The organism is Nocardiopsis oceanisediminis (assembly GCF_048595525.1).
Lineage (GTDB): Bacteria > Actinomycetota > Actinomycetes > Streptosporangiales > Streptosporangiaceae > Nocardiopsis_A > Nocardiopsis_A oceanisediminis.
In genome coordinates, this window is the sequence record NZ_JAFMZJ010000001.1 from 356407 (window position 1) to 377249 (window position 20843).

Annotated in this window: 18 protein-coding genes, 1 tRNA gene, 3 rRNA genes and 1 riboswitch; of the genes, 14 read left to right on the top strand and 8 right to left on the bottom strand. The window is 67.9% G+C overall.

What is annotated here, in order from left to right:
- Nucleotides 1-30: 30 nt before the first annotated feature.
- Complete coding sequence (wrbA, locus tag J0910_RS01975; protein ID WP_420156788.1) at nucleotides 31-648, bottom strand: NAD(P)H:quinone oxidoreductase; 618 nt, start codon at nucleotides 646-648, stop codon at nucleotides 31-33.
- Between the two features lie 138 nt (nucleotides 649-786).
- On the opposite strand from wrbA, the gene J0910_RS01980 reads away from it, so the two are divergent.
- The 3 genes from J0910_RS01980 (at nucleotide 787) to J0910_RS01990 (ending at nucleotide 2640) form a co-directional block, all read left to right on the top strand.
- On the top strand, nucleotides 787-1242 hold the full coding sequence (locus tag J0910_RS01980) for a hypothetical protein (protein WP_420156789.1): 456 nt from the start codon (nucleotides 787-789) through the stop codon (nucleotides 1240-1242).
- 79 nt (nucleotides 1243-1321) lie between these two features.
- Entirely contained in the window at nucleotides 1322-1981 is a 660-nt protein-coding gene (locus J0910_RS01985) for a DsbA family protein (protein ID WP_420156790.1), read from the top strand.
- Nucleotides 1978-2640 carry a vitamin K epoxide reductase family protein gene (locus J0910_RS01990; protein WP_420156791.1) on the top strand — a complete coding sequence of 221 codons (663 nt, stop codon included), beginning with the start codon at nucleotides 1978-1980 and terminating at the stop codon, nucleotides 2638-2640. Before J0910_RS01985 ends, J0910_RS01990 begins: the two co-directional genes overlap by 4 nt.
- 132 nt (nucleotides 2641-2772) lie before the next feature.
- Here J0910_RS01990 and J0910_RS01995 read toward each other — a convergent pair whose 3' ends face one another.
- Together J0910_RS01995 and J0910_RS02000 are read right to left on the bottom strand one after the other, a co-directional pair.
- Entirely contained in the window at nucleotides 2773-2958 is a 186-nt protein-coding gene (locus tag J0910_RS01995) for a DUF397 domain-containing protein (RefSeq protein WP_420156792.1), read from the bottom strand.
- A complete protein-coding gene (locus J0910_RS02000) occupies nucleotides 2951-3817 on the bottom strand; it encodes a helix-turn-helix domain-containing protein (RefSeq protein WP_420156793.1) in 867 nt (288 codons plus the stop codon). Before J0910_RS02000 ends, J0910_RS01995 begins: the two co-directional genes overlap by 8 nt.
- 116 nt (nucleotides 3818-3933) lie before the next feature.
- On the opposite strand from J0910_RS02000, the gene J0910_RS02005 reads away from it, so the two are divergent.
- On the top strand, nucleotides 3934-4194 hold the full coding sequence (locus tag J0910_RS02005; RefSeq protein ID WP_420156794.1) for a hypothetical protein: 261 nt from the start codon (nucleotides 3934-3936) through the stop codon (nucleotides 4192-4194).
- Nucleotides 4191-4523, top strand: coding sequence for a hypothetical protein (locus J0910_RS02010; RefSeq protein WP_420156795.1), 333 nt, complete (start codon nucleotides 4191-4193; stop codon nucleotides 4521-4523). Before J0910_RS02005 ends, J0910_RS02010 begins: the two co-directional genes overlap by 4 nt.
- Before the next feature lie 1044 nt (nucleotides 4524-5567).
- Here J0910_RS02010 and J0910_RS02015 read toward each other — a convergent pair.
- Both J0910_RS02015 and J0910_RS02020 read right to left on the bottom strand, forming a co-directional pair.
- On the bottom strand, nucleotides 5568-6293 hold the full coding sequence (locus tag J0910_RS02015; RefSeq protein WP_420156796.1) for an adenosylcobinamide amidohydrolase: 726 nt from the start codon (nucleotides 6291-6293) through the stop codon (nucleotides 5568-5570).
- Between the two features lie 9 nt (nucleotides 6294-6302).
- Nucleotides 6303-6782: a hypothetical protein gene (locus J0910_RS02020; protein ID WP_420156797.1), complete on the bottom strand. Its 480-nt coding sequence runs from the start codon at nucleotides 6780-6782 to the stop codon at nucleotides 6303-6305.
- Between the two features lie 63 nt (nucleotides 6783-6845).
- Here J0910_RS02020 and J0910_RS02025 point away from each other — a divergent pair, with 63 nt between their 5' ends.
- From J0910_RS02025 to J0910_RS02045, 5 genes are all read left to right on the top strand, one after another.
- A complete protein-coding gene (locus J0910_RS02025) occupies nucleotides 6846-8306 on the top strand; it encodes a cellulase family glycosylhydrolase (protein ID WP_420156798.1) in 1461 nt (486 codons plus the stop codon).
- Between the two features lie 653 nt (nucleotides 8307-8959).
- A 16S ribosomal RNA gene (locus J0910_RS02030) occupies nucleotides 8960-10491 on the top strand.
- 337 nt (nucleotides 10492-10828) lie between these two features.
- Nucleotides 10829-13915 (top strand): 23S ribosomal RNA (locus J0910_RS02035).
- A 95-nt stretch (nucleotides 13916-14010) separates the two neighbouring features.
- A 5S ribosomal RNA gene (gene rrf / locus J0910_RS02040) occupies nucleotides 14011-14128 on the top strand.
- Together the 16S, 23S and 5S rRNA genes form the textbook arrangement of a ribosomal RNA operon.
- A 254-nt stretch (nucleotides 14129-14382) precedes the next feature.
- Nucleotides 14383-15375 (top strand): helix-turn-helix transcriptional regulator, encoded by a 993-nt coding sequence (locus tag J0910_RS02045; RefSeq protein WP_420156799.1) that lies wholly within the window; start codon nucleotides 14383-14385, stop codon nucleotides 15373-15375.
- Between the two features lie 603 nt (nucleotides 15376-15978).
- Here the strand turns inward: J0910_RS02045 and J0910_RS02050 are convergent.
- Nucleotides 15979-16287, bottom strand: a complete 309-nt coding sequence (locus tag J0910_RS02050; RefSeq protein WP_420156800.1) for a hypothetical protein — start codon at nucleotides 16285-16287, stop codon at nucleotides 15979-15981.
- Between the two features lie 230 nt (nucleotides 16288-16517).
- Nucleotides 16518-16579, top strand: a riboswitch (guanidine-III (ykkC-III) riboswitch).
- Nucleotides 16580-16608: 29 nt separating this feature from the next.
- Between J0910_RS02050 and J0910_RS02055 the strand changes: the two genes are divergently transcribed.
- From J0910_RS02055 to J0910_RS02070, 4 genes are all read left to right on the top strand, one after another.
- Nucleotides 16609-16923, top strand: coding sequence for a DMT family transporter (locus tag J0910_RS02055; protein WP_420156801.1), 315 nt, complete (start codon nucleotides 16609-16611; stop codon nucleotides 16921-16923).
- Nucleotides 16924-17047: 124 nt separating this feature from the next.
- Nucleotides 17048-17881, top strand: coding sequence for a helix-turn-helix domain-containing protein (locus tag J0910_RS02060; RefSeq protein WP_420156802.1), 834 nt, complete (start codon nucleotides 17048-17050; stop codon nucleotides 17879-17881).
- A gap of 341 nt (nucleotides 17882-18222) precedes the next feature.
- The gene (locus tag J0910_RS02065) at nucleotides 18223-18345 is read left to right on the top strand and encodes a DLW-39 family protein (RefSeq protein WP_017595396.1); all 123 of its coding nucleotides are present in this window, start codon (nucleotides 18223-18225) and stop codon (nucleotides 18343-18345) included.
- A gap of 147 nt (nucleotides 18346-18492) precedes the next feature.
- Nucleotides 18493-18565: transfer RNA gene (locus J0910_RS02070), tRNA-Ala, on the top strand.
- 111 nt (nucleotides 18566-18676) lie between these two features.
- On the opposite strand, the gene J0910_RS02075 is transcribed toward J0910_RS02070, so the two are convergent.
- Nucleotides 18677-19840: a tyrosine-type recombinase/integrase gene (locus tag J0910_RS02075; protein ID WP_420156803.1), complete on the bottom strand. Its 1164-nt coding sequence runs from the start codon at nucleotides 19838-19840 to the stop codon at nucleotides 18677-18679.
- Complete coding sequence (locus tag J0910_RS02080; RefSeq protein WP_420156804.1) at nucleotides 19837-20337, bottom strand: helix-turn-helix domain-containing protein; 501 nt, start codon at nucleotides 20335-20337, stop codon at nucleotides 19837-19839. The genes J0910_RS02075 and J0910_RS02080 overlap by 4 nt, the downstream gene beginning before the upstream one ends.
- Nucleotides 20338-20843 lie beyond the last annotated feature (506 nt).

Consider the following 20843-nt stretch of genomic DNA (forward strand, 5'->3'; position numbering starts at 1 on the left):
CTCCTCCCCCTTCGCGGGGACTCGGCCGGGTCAGAGGCTCCCGCCGGCCTTGAGCGCACCGGCGATCCGGACCACGCGCTCGGCCTGGACCCGGGCGGCGGTGCGGGTGGTGTCGTCCACCGGCAGGCTGCCCTGGCCGTCCACGTGCGAGGTGCCGTACGGGTTGCCGTCGGCGAACTTGCTGGCGTCGGTGTAGCCGGGGGGAACGATGATCCCGCCGAAGTGGTAGAAGGTGTTCGACAGCGCCAGCAGGGTGCTCTCCTGGCCGCCGTGCAGGGTGGCGGAGGACGCGAACCCGCTGTACACCTTGTCGGCCAGCAGCCCCTGGGCCCACTGCGGGCCGAGCGTGTCGATGAACTGCTTGAGCTGCGCGGCGATGTTGCCGTAGCGGGTCGGCGAGCCGAAGATCACGGCGTCGGCCCAGACCACGTCGTCCGCGGCGGCCTCGGCGATGTCCTTGGTGGCCTCGGCGTTGGCGGCCCAGGCCGGGTTGCTCTGGATCGCGGCCTCCGGGGCGAGCTCGGCGGCCTTGCGCAGCCGCACCTCGGCGCCCGCCTTCTCCGCGGCCTCGGCGATCTCCCGGGCGATCGTGCTGATCGTGCCGGTCGAGGAGTAGTAGATGACGCTGAGCTTGACGGTCTCGCTCATGTTCGGTGCACCCTTCGAAAGGTCGCGTTCGGTGACTGCTTCCTAGAAAGATAATGCCTCGTGGTTTATTCCCGCGCCAGACGTCCGGGGCCGATGTGACCGGAGGCATACCGGACGGGCCGGGGTACCCTTTGCGCCGTGAAGACGCTGCTGCGGAGCCGGCGGAGGGCGCGCCCGATCTGGGCGGTCGCCCTGATCGTCGCGCTCGCGCTGCACTGCGTCTGCATCGTCTGCCTGGCAGCAGCGGCCGAGGCGCAGGAGGCCCGGGCCGTCGCGGAGGCGGGCGCCGCCGCACCGGCGGACCCCGGCGCCCAGGCCGATCAGGGCGGCGACCACTCGGTGGGCTGCGACGCCGCGCAGGCGGTGGCAAGCCCGTTCGGCCCGGCCGGGGCCGACACCGGGGGCAAGGCGCCGAGCGACCACCGCACCGGCTCCACCGCGGTCATGCTCTTCCTGCTGTTCAGCGTGGCGCTGGGCGGCGCGCTCTGGACGGCGCCGCGGTTCCGCCGGCCGCCGCCGGCCCGCGCCCCCGCCCACATCTGGCGCCCCAGCGGCTTCCGGCTGCTCACCACCCTCTGCATCCAGAGGGTCTAGAGGTCTGCGCGCCGCGCCCCGCGGGCCGGCGCGCCATCACCAGTCGAACTCCGTCGAAACGACCGACCCTGGTGAGGACATGACCAGAAATCTCAGCATCACCCTCGGACTCCTGCTCGTACTGGCCCTCGGCTTCGGCGTGTTCGCCGTGGTCCGGGCCGCCACCGGCGACACCGGTTCGGCCGCGGCCGAGCGGGTCCCCGAGGAGCTCCTGGTCCGGGAGGACAGCCACTACCTGGAGAAGAACGAGGACGCGAAGGTCACCGTCGTCGAGTTCCTCGACTTCGAGTGCCCGGCCTGCGGGCAGCAGTACCCGGTGATGGAGGAGATCAAGGAGAAGTACGAGGGCGAGATCGACTTCGTGATCCGCTACTTCCCGCTGCCCGGCCACGTCAACGCCGAGGCCTCCGCGGCCGCGGCGGAGGCCGCCGCCCGGCAGGACGCCTTCCCCGAGATGTACTCCAAGCTCTTCGAGACCCAGCAGGAGTGGGCGGGCGCGAGCGAGCCCACCCCGCAGGTGTTCGTCGGCTACGCCGAGGAGCTCGGGCTGGACGTGGAGCGGTTCACCCAGGACATGCAGGACCCGAAGCTGCTGGAGCGGATCAAGGCCGACATCCCGGACGGCACCGAGGCGGGGGTGTCGGGCACCCCGACCATCTTCGTCAACGGCCTGCCGATGTCCTCGATGCCCAGTGAGAAGGAGCTGAGCCGGGTCATCGACGAGGAGCTGGAGTCGTGACCGCGGGCTCCCCTCCCGCCGAGGGCGCTTCCGCCTCCGCGGGCCCGGCCGCCGAGGCGGCCGAGGAGGCGCCGATCGTCGGCCGCGCGCTGCCCTGGCTGCTCGCGATCGGCGGCGCGGTCGGCGTGCTCGCCGCGTTCGCGCTGGCGGTGGAGAAGGTCAACACCCTGCGGGACAGCGCCTACGTGCCCACCTGCAGCATCAACCCGGTGCTCAGCTGCGGGACGGTGATGGACACCCCCACCGCGGAGGTGTTCGGCTTCCCCAACCCGTTCCTGGGCATCGGCGCGTTCGCGGTCGTCGCGGCGATCGGCATGGCGATGCTGGCGGGGGCCCGGTTCGCCCGCTGGTTCTGGATCGGGCTCCAGGCGGGGGTGCTGTTCGGCATCGGGTTCGTGCACTACCTGATCTTCCAGAGCCTGTATGAGATCAGGGCGCTCTGCCCGTACTGCATGGTGGTGTGGACGGTGATGATCCCGATCTTCACCTACACCACCCTGGACAACGTCCGCACCGGCCGGATCCCGCTCCCGAAGGGCGCGCGCTCGGCCGCCGGGGTGCTGATCCGCAACCACACGGTCGTGCTCACCGTCTGGTACGTGCTGGTCATCGCCGCCATCGGCCAGGCGTTCTGGAGCTACTGGAGCACGCTCATCTGATGCTTTGATCCGTTCGCCGGCCGCATCGGCAGGCGGTGGATTAAGGTGGACGACGACCCCTTGGGGTTGTTTTCAAGTGCACCGCGGCCCCCGGAGATCCTTCCGGGGGCCGTTGGTGTCTCTACCGGGCGGTCAGAGCCGCTCGGCCTTGACCTCGCGGAGGAACGCCGACCACTCGTCGGCGGCGAACCGGAGATGCCCGGCACCGGGGTTCTGCGAATCGCGCACCGCAGTGCCACTGGGCAGGTCGGCGACCTCGACGCAGTTGTTGCGGTCGCCGCTGTAGCTGCTCTTGCGCCAGTTCTGCGGGCTATGCATCAGGGTCCTCTGACTCGGCGATGAGGTGTTCGAACAGTGCCACCGACTCGTCTGCGCCGAGCGCCGCGTTCTGAACCAGGCCGAATGCGACCTCGTAGCGCTCGATTTCGTCGGGTTGCTCTACGAACATGCTAGCCGCGTAGGTCTCGGAGTATCCGAGCGCGGGATCGAGCGGATGAGGGAAGTCCAGCAGCACGAAAGAGCCGTTGAGAGCCGCATGGTGTCCAGCCGAGAACGGTAGGACGTTGAGCGTGATGTTGTGCCTGGCCGCCATGTGCACCAGATGCTTCAACTGGTTCCGCATGACCTTGGGGTCCCGGGTCGATCGCCGCAGAGCGGCCTCGTCGATGATCGCCCAGTAACGCGGTGGATCGAACCGGTTCAGGATCGATTGCCGCTGAACCCTCGCCTCGACGCTCCTGCGGATCGCCGCATCGTCGCGCACCTGGCCTCCCCGGAACACGCTCTCGGCGTACTCGGGAAGCTGGAGGAGGCCCGGGATCACCTGACACTCATAGGTCCGGATGACCGAGGCCTCCGCCTCGAAGTCGGGGAGGGAGTCGGTGAAGACGCCTCGATACGGGGCAGCGGACCACCATCCTCGCTCCTTGGCGTCGCGCAAGAGCTGGTGGAGGTCTTCCCGGGACTCGCCGTCGGTGACGTCGTACAGGTCCAGGACCTTGTCGAGATCGGCCGTGTTGATCTTGCGTTCCGCGTTCTCGAACTTCGAGAGCTTGGGGGCGCTCCACCCCAGTTCACGTGCGGCTTCCATGAGTCCGAGGCTCGCCTGCTCCCGGGCGCGCCGCAGCTCTGCTGCGAGCCGCCGCAGGCGGACGGTGGGGCTGTGGTCGCGTCGCATGGGGCGAAGTCTAGACATCTTTGATGATGCCAATTTCCAGTTTTCCTCTTGCAATCCGCTACTTGGCGTCACACTATGGAGTCACTTGAAAACAAGTTCAAGGGAGGTCAAAGACCATGGAACTTGCTGTTAGGAAGGGTAGGCGCAGGTCAAGTGGCGCGCAGGGGAAACGGCGGAGTCGGAACCTGCCCACCACGCATCCCATCGGCCTCCGGTGGCCGGAGTGGGAGTTCGGCGTCCTCCCCGACGGCCGCCGCTACGCCCGCCGCGGTCTCCGCATCGTGGCCGGCCCGTCGCTCGGCCACCTCGACCGGGTGCTCCGGGCCGAACCGCCCGCCGGGTCCCGGTACGTCCTGGAATGGGGGATGGCCGCATGACCGCCCCGCGCAGGCGCAGGCCCGTCACCGCTCCGCCCGACCGCCACCCCTGCCCCGAGCTGCGCGAAGCCTTCGGCCCCCGCGGATGGACCTTCTTCCGCACCGGGCGCGGCCACGAGGAGATCCTCGTGCACGCCGTGTTCGCCCGCACCCTCCCGCACAGCGAGGCGCTCGGCTTCCGCGAGCACATCGCCGCCCCGCTCCCCCACCTGCCGGCCGAGCTCGACCTCCAGGCCGTCGTCATCGAAGGCCACGCCAAGGTCTGCCGGAAGTGCGCGCAGGTGTTCGAGGTGGCCTGCCGCAGCGCCCTGGGCACCCTCATCCCCTGACCCCTGACCGGGCCCGTGCAGCGAGAGGGGGCTGCACGGGCCCTCGAACCCCGCCGTCCACCTGGAACTCCAGCACTGCGCGGACAACGTCGTCCCACGGGGTCGAGGTCCAAACCAGCGGTGACGGCAAGGGCAGGGCCGGGGCGGAGGCGGTCGCCCGGGTGCGGCGACTCGCGGCGCGAGGGTTCAATCGGGCAGCGAAGGCGGGAGGGGCAGCGGCCGGTCGGTCGGGCGTGGCGCCTCGCGGGGCGGGGCTTGAGCGGGCCGGGGCCGGCCGCCTCTGAAATCGCCGCATCTCCCTGGCCTGGGTGAATACGTACGGTGATGGCTAGGTGGGGTGCCCTGCGCACCGCGAGAGCACCCCGGTGATTCCTGGGCGCGCATCCCGGGCTGGAACAGGCCCCCAGAGGCCCGAATCACGCTGATCGGGTCGGTGATCGGGGGCTCGAGCCGCCCGGAAGGCCGGGAAGCAGGGGCCGGAACCAGGGAAGAGCAGAGGTAGGGGCGGAATGTCGCATTCGTTCCCCCGCGAGGCTCCGTCTTGACCACTCTGGGTAATCGACGAGGGGGTGGTGGGGGCTCAGGGCTTACTACTCGCTGGTAGATGTAATCGGGCCTGCCGCGGAGGTGCGCAGGGCGCCCCGCCCTTGCCCGATCCCCGCCGTGAACCGCGGCATATAGGGATACGGCCCCCTGGTAGGCGCGGGCGGGCCCACTCTCCTTCGCCGGGGCGCCGCCTCCTCCTACCGGAAGCGCGGGCCGGGCCGGTGAACGCGGCCGCCCCGCCCGCTCCCGCCTTCGCCGCCCGTCTGAATCCCGGCCCCGTGGGGTGCCGCACTGAGCGGTGTGCTCGCCCCGTCCTTCCGAAGCCGTCCTTAGCCGTCCTTTCGAAGACTTCATCCACAGTCTGTGCATAAAGAAACGAAAGAAACGAGGGGGCGCCTTTCAGGGAAAGGGCATCCCCTGCGGCGGTGACCTCGGCGTCGCCGCAGGGGAGAGCGTCTTGATACCCGGTAACGCCAGGGTCGGCCGAGAAAACGCCGGTCAGCCCCGGCGGGCCGCGTCCTGGAGGGCCCCCTCGTAGACCGCCTCGCGGACCGCGCGTGCCGCGCGGGCGCCCCAGCGGGAGCGGGGACCGCCGAAGGGGTCCGGCGCGTGCGCGCCGTCGTCCACCGGGCAGGCCAGGCAGACCGCGTCGGAGGCGGTCCCGGTACAGGCGAACCCGGCCTCCATCACCGCCTGCACCTTCGCCTCGGTCACCGTGGCGGCCAGGTTCACCAGCGCGGCGTCGGAGAGCGGCACCGGGACCGCGACCACGATGTTGATCGTGCCGGGCGGCGGTCCGGCCAGCGGGGAGTCCAGCCGCGCCTCGTCCAGCTCGGCGGCGTCCGCCGCCCAGGTGGGGCGGCCGATCCCCACCGTGGCCAGCGCCTCGACTCCCCCGTCGGCCCCGAGCCGGGCCCCGGTCACGTCGGCTGCGGTCATCATCCCGACCCCCGGCCCGCGCATCCGCGCCGCGGTCGCGATCTCCGCCAGGTGCGCAGCCGGGTCGATGCGCCGGTAGTCCCCCGCGACCTGCGCGTTGAGCACGAAGGCACGCTCCCCCAGCCCGCCGCCGAGCACCCCGGAAGAGAGCATCCGCCACCCGGGCCCGGCCTTCCAGACCGCGGAGGCGAGCGTTCGCCCGCCCTCCCGCCGCCGGTGCAGCACCGGGCGGAGCAGCTCCCCGCGCGGGAGCCCGTTCCTGCCGGCCTCGGTCGACTTGCGCACGCGGAGACTTTAACCCGTACGGCCGCGCAGCGCCGCCGCGGCGACACCGGCGGTCCAGCCGAGCGCCGCCCCCCAGGCCAGCCCGCTGAGCAGCCCTCCGGCGGCGAAGCCGAGCCAGCCCACCGGCCCGAGCCCCATCGCGGCCGCGTCCGCGAGCCCGCGCAGGGCGTTGCCGGCCGCCGCGCCGACCAGTACCGCGGCCCACCCCGACAGCGCGCTCCGCACCGGCCCGGCCTCCGGGCGGAGCCGCGCGGCCCGCGCCGTCCACAGCGCGGCGAGGACGACCAGCAGCGCGACCGCGGCCAGGTCCACCGGGTCGAGCCGGACCCCGGGCAGCCCGAACGGAGCGCCCAGAGCAGAGGGCACCAGCAGCCACGAGGCCCGGGGCGCGAGCCAGGTGGTGAACGCCGCGCTCCCGAAGGCCAGGCAGAGCAGGAACGCAACAGCGGCGACGGCGGGAGCGGCGGGGCCATTGCGAAGAAGATTCATGTTTTGCATGATAGTGACGCACGTCTCATCCGGGTAGTCCGATCCCCCAGGAGATAACGAGAGATGAAGCGTCTCCCCCGGCGCCTGCGCCTCCCGGTCCTGCTCGCCGCCCTGGTGCTCGTCGCGGGAACCGCCGCCTCGGCCACCCGGATCGAGCCCGGTGCCCCGCGCTACCTCACCGACGACCAGGGGCGCGCCCTCTTCCTGCACGGCTTCAACACCTCGGGCTCGGCCAAGGACGACCCGGAGCACCTGCCCTGGATCGACGAGGACGCCGTGCAGCGCGAGTACGAGGAGACCGGCACCAACTTCGTCCGCTTCCTGATCCAGTGGCAGGCGCTCGAACCGGAGCGGGGCGCCTACGACGAGGAGTACCTGGACGCCGTCGCCGAGCGCGTCGACTGGTACGCCGAGCGCGGCTACCACGTACTGCTCGACATGCACCAGGACCTCTACGGCCGCTACACCAGCCCGGAGGAGCACTCCGGCAACGGCGCCCCCGAGTGGGCCACCCACACCGACGGCCTCCCCGTCGCCCGGCAGGACATGTGGGAGCTGGTGTACCTGGAGCCGGGAACGGTCCGCGCCTTCGACAACTTCTGGAACACCACCGGGAGGCACCCCGAGCTGATGGACTCCTACGCGGCCGCCCTCCGGCACGTCGCCGCCCGGTTCGCCGGCGAGCCGGCCGTCATCGGCTACGACCTGATGAACGAGCCGTTCGGCGGCAGCCTCCAGGGCCCCGCCTTCGAGACCGGCCCGCTCGCCGACCTCTACCGCACCTCCATCGCGCGGATCCGCGAGGTGGACCAGGACGCCTGGCTCTTCGTCGAAGGACAGGCGGTCGGCGTCAACTGGGGCCTGCCCTCCGCCCTCCCCCACCTGGACGACCCGCGGGACGGGGAGCCGCGCATCGTCTACGCGCCGCACGCCTACCCGCTCCCGATGGACCTCGGCGAACCGTATGCCGGCGCCTCCCGGGGGCGGGTCGACGCCAGCATCGAGCAGTGGTCGAGCAGCGTCCGCACCACCGCGGAGCGCCTGGAGGCGCCGATCGTCCTCGGCGAGTTCGGCCTCGACATGTCGGGCGAGGGCGCCGCCGACTATGTCGCCCGGATGCTCACCGAGACCGAGCGGATGGCCGCCGGCCGCGCCTACTGGTCCAACGACCACGACGGGTGGGGCCCGTGGAAGGACGACTCCCTCGCCCCCGGCCCGCTCGCCGAGACGATGAACCGCCCCTACCCCCGGGCGATCGCCGGACGGCCGGTGGAGATCGACTACGACCCGGAGGCCCCCGAGCTGACCGTCCGGTTCACGGAGAAGGAAGGGGTGTCCGGGCCGACCGAGCTGTACCTGCCGGACACGGTCTTCCCCGAGGGGTTCGACCTCGCGGTGGAATCCGCCGGCTCCCCCGGGGAGCCCGAGGCCTCGGAATGGGACGGCGAACTGCGCATCCTCTCGGTGGAGACCGCCTCCGCCGAACCGGGGACGGAGCACAGCCTCACCGTCACCCCGGAGTGACCGGCTGATGGCCGGCCCGGCGGCGCGGCCCGGCGGCGATCGCTCCGTTTGGAGCATCCCGGAAGGGCCGCTATAGTCGTCCGAGTCGCCAGGAGCGGCCCTGGAAAGGGCGGATCCGGCGGCGGTCTTCTGAGGCCGGAACGGACACCCGATCAGCGGAGCTGAAGAGGGTGGCCGGGGCCGCACCTTCTCCTGATCCTCCAGGAACCGGTACGAAGCACTGCTCCCAAGGTGGCATAATCATTTATGCCCACCGCAGCGGGAAACAGTCGCAAAAGACCGGAACCCGGAGCGAAAAGGGCAGGGCTTTACCGGGGGAACCGCGAGAAACCGCCGATTCGACGGGGCGCGGAACACCTGATAAAGTCGGAGACACAACAAAGCGGAAAGCGCCGCCTCTAGCGGAAGAGCGACCGGGCCGATCGAAGATCGGCGGGGGAGCTTGTACCGGATGAGCGGTTGTTTCTTGAGAACTCAACAGCGCGTGTTCAATACTTTATGTGCCATGTTTGTTTTGGCCCCGTCGAACACACTTCGGTGGTGTTCGTAGGGTTCCTTTGATTGGATATCGGGTGGTTTTTCCGCCACCCGGGTTCGGTCAGGGTTTCTCTTCCAGGTTTCACCCCCGGCTCGTCCGGCGGGTGGGTTAGACCTTGATGGAGAGTTTGATCCTGGCTCAGGACGAACGCTGGCGGCGTGCTTAACACATGCAAGTCGAGCGGTAAGGCCCCTTCGGGGGTACACGAGCGGCGAACGGGTGAGTAACACGTGAGCAACCTGCCCCCGACTCCGGGATAAGCGGTGGAAACGCCGTCTAATACCGGATACGACCCGCACCCTCATGGGTTCGGGTGGAAAGTCTTGTCGGTCGGGGATGGGCTCGCGGCCTATCAGCTTGTTGGTGGGGTAACGGCCTACCAAGGCGATTACGGGTAGCCGGCCTGAGAGGGCGACCGGCCACACTGGGACTGAGACACGGCCCAGACTCCTGCGGGAGGCAGCAGTGGGGAATCTTGCGCAATGGGCGGAAGCCTGACGCAGCGACGCCGCGTGGGGGATGACGGCCTTCGGGTTGTAAACCTCTTTTACCACTCACGCAGGCCCCGGGTTCTCCCGGGGTTGACGGTAGGTGGGGAATAAGGACCGGCTAACTACGTGCCAGCAGCCGCGGTAATACGTAGGGTCCGAGCGTTGTCCGGAATTATTGGGCGTAAAGAGCTCGTAGGCGGCGTGTCGCGTCTGCTGTGAAAGGCCGGGGCTTAACCCCGGTTTTGCAGTGGATACGGGCATGCTAGAGGTAGGTAGGGGAGACTGGAATTCCTGGTGTAGCGGTGAAATGCGCAGATATCAGGAGGAACACCGGTGGCGAAGGCGGGTCTCTGGGCCTTACCTGACGCTGAGGAGCGAAAGCGTGGGGAGCGAACAGGATTAGATACCCTGGTAGTCCACGCCGTAAACGTTGGGCGCTAGGTGTGGGGGCTTTCCACGGTTCCCGTGCCGCAGCTAACGCATTAAGCGCCCCGCCTGGGGAGTACGGCCGCAAGGCTAAAACTCAAAGGAATTGACGGGGGCCCGCACAAGCGGCGGAGCATGTTGCTTAATTCGACGCAACGCGAAGAACCTTACCAAGGTTTGACATCACCGGTAAACCGCCAGAGATGGCGGGTCCTTCGGGGATCGGTGACAGGTGGTGCATGGCTGTCGTCAGCTCGTGTCGTGAGATGTTGGGTTAAGTCCCGCAACGAGCGCAACCCTTGTTCCATGTTGCCAGCACGTGATGGTGGGGACTCATGGGAGACTGCCGGGGTCAACTCGGAGGAAGGTGGGGATGACGTCAAGTCATCATGCCCCTTATGTCTTGGGCTGCAAACATGCTACAATGGCCGGTACAGTGGGCGTGCGATGCCGTGAGGCGGAGCGAATCCCTAAAAGCCGGTCTCAGTTCGGATTGGGGTCTGCAACTCGACCCCATGAAGGTGGAGTCGCTAGTAATCGCGGATCAGCAATGCCGCGGTGAATACGTTCCCGGGCCTTGTACACACCGCCCGTCACGTCATGAAAGTCGGCAACACCCGAAACCTGTGGCCCAACCTTCGGGAGGGAGCGGGTGAAGGTGGGGCTGGCGATTGGGACGAAGTCGTAACAAGGTAGCCGTACCGGAAGGTGCGGCTGGATCACCTCCTTTCTAAGGAGTCTTTTGCAGCCGGCTGTTTTCCAAGTTTGGCCGGCGGACTCGAAAGTGGACCCGGTGCCTGAGCTTGCCTCTGGCCCACCGGGATGGCATGTGGAGTTTGGACTTCCCCTGGGTCTCTGGAAGAGCCCGGGGGCGCGCTGTTGGGTGTCTGAGGGAGCAACCGCTGGTTGTTTCCGGGTGCCACCCCGGTCGAAGACCCTGTCTTCCCTGGTTGTCCGGTCCCTGCCTGTTCGGGTGGGTGCGCCGGCTGGGTTGCGGGTGTTTTAGGCGGGTTCGTGGCTGGTGTTTTGATTCGTGGATAGTGTGCGCGAGCATCTTGTATCTGTGGTGGCCAAGTGAATGTGGCATACGGTGGATGCCTTGGCACCAGGCGCCGATGAAGGACGTGGGAGGCCGCGATAGGCCGCGGGGAGCTGTCAACCGAGCTGTGATCCGCGGGTGTCCGAATGGGGAAACCTAGCCCGAGTCGTGTCGGGTTGCCGCCGCCTGAATGTATAGGGCGGTCGGTGGTGACGCGGGGAAGTGAAACATCTCAGTACCCGCAGGAAGAGTAAACAACAGTGATTCCCTGAGTAGTGGTGAGCGAAAGGGGATGTGGCTAAACCGCGGGCGTGTGATAGACGGCGGTCGTTGCGTTCGCGGGGTTGTGGGATGTGCCTGTTCCCGGTCTGCCGGCCGGGTGCGCTGATGGTTCTTTTAGCCGAATCCGTTGGGAAGCGGAGCCGTAGTGGGTGAGAGTCCCGTAGGTGAAGGAAGAGCCTGGGCGTTGGCATGCTCCCGAGTAGCGCGGAGCCCGTGAAATTCCGTGTGAATCTGGCAGGACCACCTGCTAAGCCAAAATACGTCCTGGTGACCGATAGTGCACTAGTACCGTGAGGGAAAGGTGAAAAGTGCCCCGGTGAGGGGTCGTGAAATAGTTCCTGAAACCGTGTGCTGTCAAGCCGTCAGAGCCCCTTGTCGGGTGATGGCGTGCCTTTTGAAGAATGAGCCTGCGAGTTGTGGTGTGTGGCGAGGTTAACCCGGGTGGGGTAGCCGTAGCGAAAGCGAGTCTGAATAGGGCGTTTGAGTCGCATGCTGCAGACCCGAAGCGGGGTGATCTACCCATGGCCAGGGTGAAGCGGCTGTAAGAGGTCGTGGAGGCCCGAACCCACCAGGGTTGAAAACCTGGGGGATGAGCTGTGGGTAGGGGTGAAAGGCCAATCAAACTCCGTGATAGCTGGTTCTCCCCGAAATGCATTTAGGTGCAGCGTCGCGTGTTGCCTGCTGGAGGTAGAGCTACTGTTTGGCTGATGGGCCCGACAAGGTTACTGACGTCAGATAAACTCCGAATGCCGGTCAGGTGGAGCGCGGCAGTGAGACTGCGGGGGATAATCTTCGTGGTCGAGAGGGAAACAACCCAGATCATCGGCTAAGGCCCCTAAGCGTGTGCTAAGTGGGAAAGGTTGTGGAGTTGCTGAGACAACCAGGAGGTTGGCTTAGAAGCAGCCATCCTTTAAAGAGTGCGTAATAGCTCACTGGTCAAGTGATTCTGCGCCGATAATGTAGCGGGGCTTAAGCACACCGCCGAAGCCGTGGAGCCTGCACGTTTGTGCGGGTTGGTAGGGGAGCGTCGTGCGTTCGGTGAAGCGGCCGGGTGACCGTGTCGTGGAGGGCGTGCGAGTGAGAATGCAGGCATGAGTAGCGAGAGCAACGTGAGAAACGTTGCCGCCGATTGACTAAGGGTTCCTGGGGCAGGTTAATCCGCCCAGGGTGAGTCTGGACCTAAGGCGAGGCCGACAGGCGTAGTCGATGGACAACGGGTTGATATTCCCGTACCCGTCCGTGCGCGTCCGATACCGAGTCCTTTGATGCTAACCACCACCGAAGCCGTTTTCTCCCTTCGGGGGGATGATGGTGGAGGCGTGGGACCCGATGGGGTAGTAGGTAAGTGATGGGGTGACGCAGTGGGGTAGCTCTACCCGGCGGTGGTTGTCCGGGGGTAAGCGTGTAGCCCGGGGTGCAGGTAAATCCGTGCCCCTCACAAGGGTGAGGCGTGATGCCGAGCTGTTTTCAGTGAAGTGAGTGATCCCGTGCTGTCGAGAAAAGCCTCTAGCGAGTTCGCGGGCGGCCAGTACCCGAAACCGACGCAGGTGGTCAGGTAGAGTATACCGAGGCGTTCGGGTGAACCATGGTTAAGGAACTCGGCAAATTGTCCCCGTAACTTTGGGAGAAGGGGAGCCCTGTCCGGTGATGGAACTTTGCTTTCTGAGCTGGGTGGGGTCGCAGATACCAGGGGGAAGCGACTGTTTATTAAAAACACAGGTCCGTGCGAAGTCGTAAGACGCTGTATACGGACTGACGCCTGCCCGGTGCCGGAACGTTAAGAGGACCGGTTAGATCTTTCGGGGTCGAGGCTGGGAATCTAAGCGCCGGTAAACGGCGGTGGTAACTATAACCATCCTAAGGTAGCGAAATTCCTTGTCGGGTAAGTTCCGACCTGCACGAATGGCGTAACGACTTCCCCGCTGTCTCAACCATGGGCCCGGTGAAATTGCACTACGAGTAAAGATGCTCGTTTCGCGCAGCAGGACGGAAAGACCCCGGGACCTTCACTATAGCTTGACATTGGTGTTTGGGATGGTTTGTGTAGGATAGGTGGGAGCCGGTGAAGCCGTCACGCTAGTGGCGGTGGAGGCGTTGGTGAAATACCACTCTGGCTGTTTCGGGCATCTAACCTTGGGCCGTGATCCGGTTCGGGGACAGTGTCTGGTGGGTAGTTTAACTGGGGCGGTTGCCTCCCAAAGGGTAACGGAGGCGCCCAAAGGTTCCCTCGGCCTGGTTGGCAATCAGGTGTTGAGTGTAAGTGCACAAGGGAGCTTGACTGTGAGACGGACGTGTCGAGCAGGTGCGAAAGCAGGGACTAGTGATCCGGCACCGGCGTGTGGAAGCGGTGTCGCTCAACGGCTAAAAGGTACCCCGGGGATAACAGGCTGATCTTCCCCAAGAGTCCGTATCGACGGGATGGTTTGGCACCTCGATGTCGGCTCGTCGCATCCTGGGGCTGGAGTTGGTCCCAAGGGTTGGGCTGTTCGCCCATTAAAGCGGCACGCGAGCTGGGTTTAGAACGTCGTGAGACAGTTCGGTCCCTATCCGCTGCGCGCGTTGGAGACTTGTGAAGGGCTGTCCCTAGTACGAGAGGACCGGGACGGACGAACCTCTGGTGTGCCAGTTGTTCCGCCAGGAGCATGGCTGGTTGGCTACGTTCGGGAGGGATAACCGCTGAAAGCATCTAAGTGGGAAGCCTGCTTCGAGATGAGGTCTCCTGCCCCTTCGAGGGGGTAAGGCTCCCGGTAGACGACCGGGTTGATAGGCCGGGTGTGGAAGCGTCGTGAGGCGTGGAGCTGACCGGTACTAATAGGCCGAGGGCTTGTCCGCCGCAGATGCTGGGTGTTCGCGCACACTGTTTTCCCCCGCCGCCGGGGCCCCGTGTTGGGGTGCCGGCGGGTGGGGGGTCCGCGGGTCTGTTGGGTTTGCGGTGGTCATGGCGGGAGGGTCACACCCGGTCTCTTTTCGAACCCGGTCGTTAAGTCTCCCTGCGCCGATGGTACTGCCTCCATGGTGGGGGTGGGAGAGTAGGTCGCCGCCGCATTTCTTTTTCTGGGTTGGGCGGGGTTCTCTTCGGGGGGTCCCGCCTTTCCTTGTGCGCTTCCTTGTGAACATGTGAAAAATAGAATTGCGGATAGAGGGCGAGTCGGCGGGAGCACCTCGAAGGGCTCCGCTCCTGACCGCTTCCCTACTCCTCCGCGCCTCTGGGCCGGCCCTTCCCCCCGGTAGGTTGGACCGGAGCAGGGGCCGGCTCTCCGTCTTCGCCCCTCACCGGTGCCGCTGGAGGTCGGAAGGTCCATGTCGTCTCTCACTTCTGCGCGGCTGCTGCGGCTCCTCTCCCTCTTCCAGGCGAGGCGGGACTGGACCGGCACGGAACTGGCGGAGCGGCTCGAGGTCACGCCGCGGACTGTCCGGAGAGACGTCCAGCGGCTCCGAGACCTCGGCTACCCGGTGGACGCCACTCCGGGGGTGGCCGGCGGGTACAGGCTCGGGGTCGGGTCCACCCTTCCCCCGCTGCTGCTGGACGACGAGGAGACCGTCGCCGTCGCGGTGGGGCTGCGCGCGGCCGCGTCCGGGGGATCGCTGTCCGGGATCGAGGAGACCTCGGTCCGGGCCCTGGCCAAGTTGGAGCAGCTGCTCCCGTCCCGGCTCCGGCGCAGGGTCAGCGCACTGAACAGTTTCACCGACACGGTCGGCCGGAAGTCCCCGACCGTCGACGGCGAGTTCCTCACCGTCATCGCCGGCTGCTGCCGGGACGGCGAGCGGCTGCGCTTCCGCTACCGGAACCACCACGGCGAGGAGAGCCGGAGGGTCGTCGAGCCGCACAAGATGGTGCACGCCGCCGGCCGCTGGTACCTGCTCGCCTGGGACGTGGACCGCGAGGACTGGCGGGTGTTCCGGTTGGACCGTATGGAGGGGCCGCTGTCGACCGGACCCCGGTTCGAGCCGCGGACCCCGCCGGAGGACGCCGCGGCCTACGTGGCCCGCGGGATCTCCAGCAGCGTCTACGAGCAGACCGCCCGGGTCCTGGTGCACGCGCCCGAGGAGGAGGCCGCACAGCGCCTCTCCCCATTCGACGGCACCCTGACCAGGGTCGACGACCGCACCTGTGAGCTCCGCGTCGGCGGGAACGGGCTCGACATGATCGCGGTCTACCTGCTCTTCTTCGGTTTCGACTTCTCCGTGCTGGAGCCGGCCGAGCTGGAGGTGGAGCTGAAGGCGCTGCGCGACCGCATCGACCGGTCCCTCAGCGGCCCGCGGCCAGGCCGGGGCTCCGGTAGCGGCGGCTGAAGCGCGGCGGGGAGAGGGCGGACCCCTCGGGAAGGGGGAGGGGAAGGGGGAGGTGTCGACATCGATTTATCGACAAAGAGACTCATCGATGAATCGTGCTGCAGATAACACTGAATACGGGCCGTCCGGAACAGAGGCGGTTTCGGTCGGGGGTCGACGGCGACACGGTGCGGCTGCGTAGAAGGCCGGCGAGGTGGGGGAGTGCGCGCGCGAACGGAAGTGGGCCGGCCCGGAGCGGGGGCTGCCCGAGGGCAGAACCGACGGGAAGGCGACCGGCCCGACCGGGGCCGGAGCGTCTTCCTCAGGGCCGCGCCCTACCGGGAGGAGGCCCGGAGCGCGCGGGGAGACCGCCCTGCCGCTCGGGCCGGGCGGTGCGAGGGCGCGGAGAGGTTATTCGTCGTCGCTGGGGGGCGTGCCGGGAGCGTCGATCAACTGGCGCACCAGCGCCAGGAACTCTTCGTCGCTCATCGTGGCCCAGTCCACACGCTCGTTCATGTTGAGCGGTTTCCCCGGCTTCAAGATCGATAAGCATGAATAGCCGGATCCGGCCGAAGGAAACGTGAAACCCTAGCTCAGGGCGGTCTTCGCGGTGGGCCCTCCGGGTCAGAAGCGGCGGTTCACCGCGGCTCGGCACTGCGGGCAGCGGCACCGCTTGTTGAAGCCGGTCACCGTGCCGTGCGGGAGGCCGGGGTCGCGCTCGGCGGTGAGGGTGGCGTCGAGCTGGTCGCCGAAGGACGCGAGGATGCGGGCCGCGGAGAAGACCTGCTGCGGGGTCATGCCGAGGTCGTGTGCGGCGTCGTCGATGTGCTCCCCCTTGCGGAGCTTCGCGATCAGCCGCGAACGCAGCGGCGGCGGGAATTCCTCCTCGGCGTTCGCGATCAGCTGCTCGGCATCGTCGATGGGGTGGCTCATTGTCGTCCTTCTGAGTGCGGGAACCGGGCGCCCTCGGGCGTCCGTCCTGGTGCATGGTACGCGTTCCGGGGGCCGCTGCGGCCCCCGGTGACGATGATCTCCGGCGGGGCGGGAAGCGGGGCCGGCCGAGGGCCGTTGCAGAGAGCGGAGGCCGCGGGGGCGGCGCCGAGCAGGGCGGGGTCCCCGGGGCGCGGAGCGGAGTCCGCTGCTACGATCCCGGATCGGGACGGGCTTCGAACTCCTGTTCCCCCGGACGAGGGCGCTGTACCCGGTCAAGACAAGACGGCGCGCGATCGATCAGCACTCTCCGGGAGGCGCGCCATGGCGTGGTTCGTTCTTGTCGTATCCGGTGTCCTCGAGACCGTCTGGGCCACGGCCCTGTCCAAGACCGAGGGCTTCACCCGGCTCTGGCCCACCCTGACCTTCGGGGTCGCCCTCGTGCTCAGCATGGCCGGCCTGGCCTACGCGCTGCGGAGCATCCCGGTGGGCACCGGGTACGCGGTCTGGGTCGGCATCGGGGCGATCGGCACCGCGCTGGTGGGCATGGTCTGGATGGGCGAGGGCGTGAACCCCGCGAAGATCCTGTGCCTGCTGTTGCTGGTGAGCGGAATCGTGGGGCTCAAGCTGCTGCACTGACGCTGCGCGGGGCGGGAATCGGCGAAGAACTCCCGGCTGATTTCTAGGAATTCATTGCTAGAGGCTAGGTGTAGTGCTTCGCTAGATCCACGGAACCGGTACGCCGCGTGTACGGATCAGTGCTATGACCAGCCCCACCGTTCGACGCCGTCGGCTCAGCGCTGAGCTGCGCCGGAGGCGCGTCCAGGCAGGAATGACCCTGAGCGACGTCGCCGACGTGCTCGAATGGTCCCCTGCGAAGCTGGGCCACATCGAGACCGGGATACGCAAGTGGCCCTCGGTCATGGAGGTCTCCGCGCTCCTGGAGCTGTACGGGGTGACCGGGGGCCAGCGGGAGGCCGTGCTCACCCTGGTGCGGGAGTCGCGGCTGCGGCCGTGGTGGACCGAGTACGAGGACGTGCTCTCCTCCGCCTACGTCGGCAACGAGGCGGGCGCGGTGGCCATCGACACCTACGCCGGGATCCTCGTCCCCGACCTGCTGCAGGCCCCGGAGTACACCGCGCTGCTGGCCCGCGCCCGCGGGCACGGCGATCGGACCGCCGAGCGGATGGTCGCGGCCTACCTGAAGCGGCAGGAGGTCCTGGACCGGGACAGCCTGCTGCGCTACAGCGCGGTGATCGAGGAGGACGCGCTGCGCCGGCTCTCCGGCGACCCCGACCTGCTCCACGCCCAGCTGCGCCGGATCATCGAGGTGGTGCTCTCCAACGACCGGGTGACGGTGCGGCTGGTGACCACCTCCGCCGGGCCGCACGCCGGTTCCTCCGGCCCGTTCACCGTGCTGGAGTTCGATGAGGACGAGGCGTCGCTGGCGTTCGTGGACACCCCGCAGGGCGGCACGATCGTGGAATCGGAGGAGGAGGTCCGCGGCTGCCAGCGGGTCTGGAACGGCCTGGTCCGCGCGGCGCTGGACCCGCAGGCGACGCTGACCAACCTCAAGCGCCTCTCGCTGCTCACGTGACCCGCCCGGCGGTCGGGCGCTCCGGGCGGCGGCCGGAACCGGCCGCTTTCTCCGCGCGGCGCCGCCCCGTCCTCCGGGGCTCTCCGGGCGCGCCCCCCTGTCGGCGTCCGCGGTGCTCACGGCCGGGCCGCCGCGTCTCCGGGGGGTGTCGCGGGCGCACGCCCGGCCGCTCGGGGCCCGGCAGACCCGACGGGGTGGGGCGGCGGGCCGAGGGGTTGCTAGTCTGCAGGGAGACAACCCCATAAAGTTCTCTACTGACGCCTTCCGCTCGGTGCTGTACCTCCGAGCCGCGCGTCATCATTCGACCGCATTACCCGTGATCTAAGTAAGGGGTCCACGCCGTGAAGAAGATCATCGTGCTGGTGCTGGTGGCCCTCGGGGCGTTCGCCGTCTACCGGAAGATCCAGGCCGACCGCGCCGAGCTCGACCTGTGGACGGAAGCCACCGCGGCCAGCGAGAACTAGTTCCGCCGCAGACCGGTCAGCCACGGCACCGAGGGTGCCGGTGGCTGTCGGTTGTGCCGTGGGCGGCGTTCGTCCCCTTGCGGCGCCCACGACCTCCCCCGCGGGGCGGTATGCTCTAGTCGGCCGATACCCGTCAGGGGCGTGCCGGGGGCCATAGCTCAGTTGGCAGAGCGCTGGTTTTGCATACCAGAGGTCAGGGGTTCGACTCCCCTTGGCTCCACCGAGAAAATCGCAGATCAGACACGGTAGACGGGGATCCTTCCGAGGGTCCCCGCCTGCGTTCCAGGGGCCTTGGACCGGATTCAGACCGGGCGGGATCGGGCGGCACCGGTCAGCTCGCCTGCGCGAGAGCAGCGGCACGGGCGGTGCTCATCTTCACAGCCACCTCGTCGAGGCGGTCGGGGAACAGGTGCCCGTACAGATCTAGCGTCATGGTCGCTGTCTTGTGGCCGAGCATGGTCTGTACGACCTTCACGTCCGCGCCCGAGGCGATCGCTAGAGAGGCAGCCGTGTGCCGGAGCTTGTGCGCCGTGATCCCGAGATCGGAGAGACCGGCCTTCTCCACGGCTGGCCCGAACACCCGCCGCCGGAAGTTGTCGTAACGCAGCATCCCGCCGCCCGGGGAGGCGAACACCCACTCGCCCGGCGCCCGGCCCTGAACCAAGGCTTCCAGCTCCGGCGCGAGGAACTCCGGGACCGGGACCGACCGCCGCTCATGGGTCTTGGGCGTGGTCACGTACACTTCGCCGGCGTCCCTGCCGAACGCCTCGGCGACACGGATCCGGCGCCGCTCCACATCGACGGCGCGCGCCCGGATCGCGGCGGCCTCCCCGTACCGAATCCCGGTGTACGCGAGGGTGAGGACGAACGCCCGGTACTCTCCGGCGGCCTCGGCCAGCCGTTCGACCTGGGCGTGGTCGAGGTAGACGTGTTCCGAGAGGGGGAGGCGCGGCAGCTTCACCCCGATGGCGACGTTCGCGCCGATCCTGTTCGAGGCCACCGCCGAGTCGAGGACCATCGACAGGACGTTGTGGATACGCCGGACCTGGGAGGGGCCCAGCGGTCGGCCGGCCGCCCCGGGCTCCTCGACCAGGCGGGTCACCCACTTCTCCACGTCGTCACGCTTGATGTCGGCTACGGCGATATCGCCCCACCGGGGGAGAACGTACAGGTCGAGGTGCCCCCGGTACCCGTTCTTCGTGGACCGCTCAAGGTCCCGCTGAGCTGCGAACCAGGCTTCGGCGATCTCGCGTAGCTTCTTCCGGCCGTCCTTAGGGTCACGGTAGGTGCCCTTGTTCAGCTGGCCTTCGAGTTCGGTCCGCCGGTCTTGGGCCTGCGTCTCCTTCTGGAAGGTCTCGGAGCGTTCGGTGCCGGTCGGGTCGATGTAGCGGACCTTCCAGCGGCCGGGCGGCCGGCGTTTGGCCTTCTTCGCCTTGGCCGCCCGCTCGGCGTACCCGGGGCGCTTCGACATGTCGTCGATCCATACGCGCTTCATCTACCACCGTCCTCTTGGTCCTGGTCGTCGTATTCGAGAGGGCGCCGCTGCAACCGGCCGGCGTTGATGTCCGAGACGGTGAGGGTGTTCGCCCGAGACCACCACGGGCGAACCGCCTGGTCGAACGCGCGTGCTTGCTGCTCCGAGGCGCGGCCGGGGAGCGGCATGTGCCCGTCGACCCACTTCCACGCACGGATCGCGGGGACCTCGCCGTGCCCGGTGATCTCGACGGGCCGTTCCCGATCGACCTCGACGGGCAGCATGAGGGCGCTGGGGTTGACGTTGAGCACCACGGCCAGGACGACCAGGTCGTCAACGTCGAGGCGGCGTAGCCCCTTCTCGGCCTGACTGAGCGCGTTAACGCCGAACTTCCGCCCGGCCTGGTCGGCGAGCTCGGCGAGCTCCCGGAGGCTCAGTTCTCGTGTGATGCGCAGCCGCCGCAGGTTCTCCGCGACGGTGCGCCCGGTCGGTCCCAACTCGATCTTCTCCTTGGCCATGGGGCGACGATACCGACGATGGTCTTGTGTTCCGAGGGAAGCGCTACTATGTTCAGTGTCATCGTGGAGAGCCACGATGTCAAGCACGATCAACGATAATCGGGAAAGCCCCCGAAGATCGAGAGGAGTGGGGATGGCCCCGAGAGATCCGGGAAGCACCCTGACCGCTTCCCAGCTCGCCGAGCGCTGGCAGTGCCACGTCCAGAGCCTCGCGAACATGCGGTGCCGGGGCGCCGGGCCGCGTTGGGTCAAGGTCGGCAGGCTCGTGCGCTACCGCCTGGCCGACGTCGAGGCTTACGAGGAGGCCCGGGCTCAGGGGGGCGAGGCCGCATGACCACCAACGAGAACGACCCCCGGCGCGGCAACGCCGAGGGTCGTGGAAAAGCTCTCATGTCTGGTGGAGCTGGGCCCATGGTAGCGGACCCCGCCGCGCTCAGACGAGCCGCAGCGCGCCGCCTTCCGCCCCTGTCCCACTGCCCGCACCGGCCCCGCCATGCCGATCCGCT

Bases quoted from the DNA above. Each gene is read 5' to 3' on its own strand.
- wrbA (WP_420156788.1), bottom strand. From the start codon at position 648: ATGAGCGAGACCGTCAAGCTCAGCGTCATCTACTACTCCTCGACCGGC.
- J0910_RS01985 (WP_420156790.1), top strand. From the start codon at position 1,322: ATGACCAGAAATCTCAGCATCACCCTCGGACTCCTGCTCGTACTGGCC.
- J0910_RS01995 (WP_420156792.1), bottom strand. From the start codon at position 2,958: ATGCATAGCCCGCAGAACTGGCGCAAGAGCAGCTACAGCGGCGACCGC.
- J0910_RS02000 (WP_420156793.1), bottom strand. From the start codon at position 3,817: ATGCGACGCGACCACAGCCCCACCGTCCGCCTGCGGCGGCTCGCAGCA.
- J0910_RS02005 (WP_420156794.1), top strand. From the start codon at position 3,934: ATGGAACTTGCTGTTAGGAAGGGTAGGCGCAGGTCAAGTGGCGCGCAG.
- J0910_RS02010 (WP_420156795.1), top strand. From the start codon at position 4,191: ATGACCGCCCCGCGCAGGCGCAGGCCCGTCACCGCTCCGCCCGACCGC.
- J0910_RS02020 (WP_420156797.1), bottom strand. From the start codon at position 6,782: ATGAATCTTCTTCGCAATGGCCCCGCCGCTCCCGCCGTCGCCGCTGTT.
- J0910_RS02025 (WP_420156798.1), top strand. From the start codon at position 6,846: ATGAAGCGTCTCCCCCGGCGCCTGCGCCTCCCGGTCCTGCTCGCCGCC.
- J0910_RS02045 (WP_420156799.1), top strand. From the start codon at position 14,383: ATGTCGTCTCTCACTTCTGCGCGGCTGCTGCGGCTCCTCTCCCTCTTC.
- J0910_RS02050 (WP_420156800.1), bottom strand. From the start codon at position 16,287: ATGAGCCACCCCATCGACGATGCCGAGCAGCTGATCGCGAACGCCGAG.
- J0910_RS02055 (WP_420156801.1), top strand. From the start codon at position 16,609: ATGGCGTGGTTCGTTCTTGTCGTATCCGGTGTCCTCGAGACCGTCTGG.
- J0910_RS02060 (WP_420156802.1), top strand. From the start codon at position 17,048: ATGACCAGCCCCACCGTTCGACGCCGTCGGCTCAGCGCTGAGCTGCGC.
- J0910_RS02075 (WP_420156803.1), bottom strand. From the start codon at position 19,840: ATGAAGCGCGTATGGATCGACGACATGTCGAAGCGCCCCGGGTACGCC.
- J0910_RS02080 (WP_420156804.1), bottom strand. From the start codon at position 20,337: ATGGCCAAGGAGAAGATCGAGTTGGGACCGACCGGGCGCACCGTCGCG.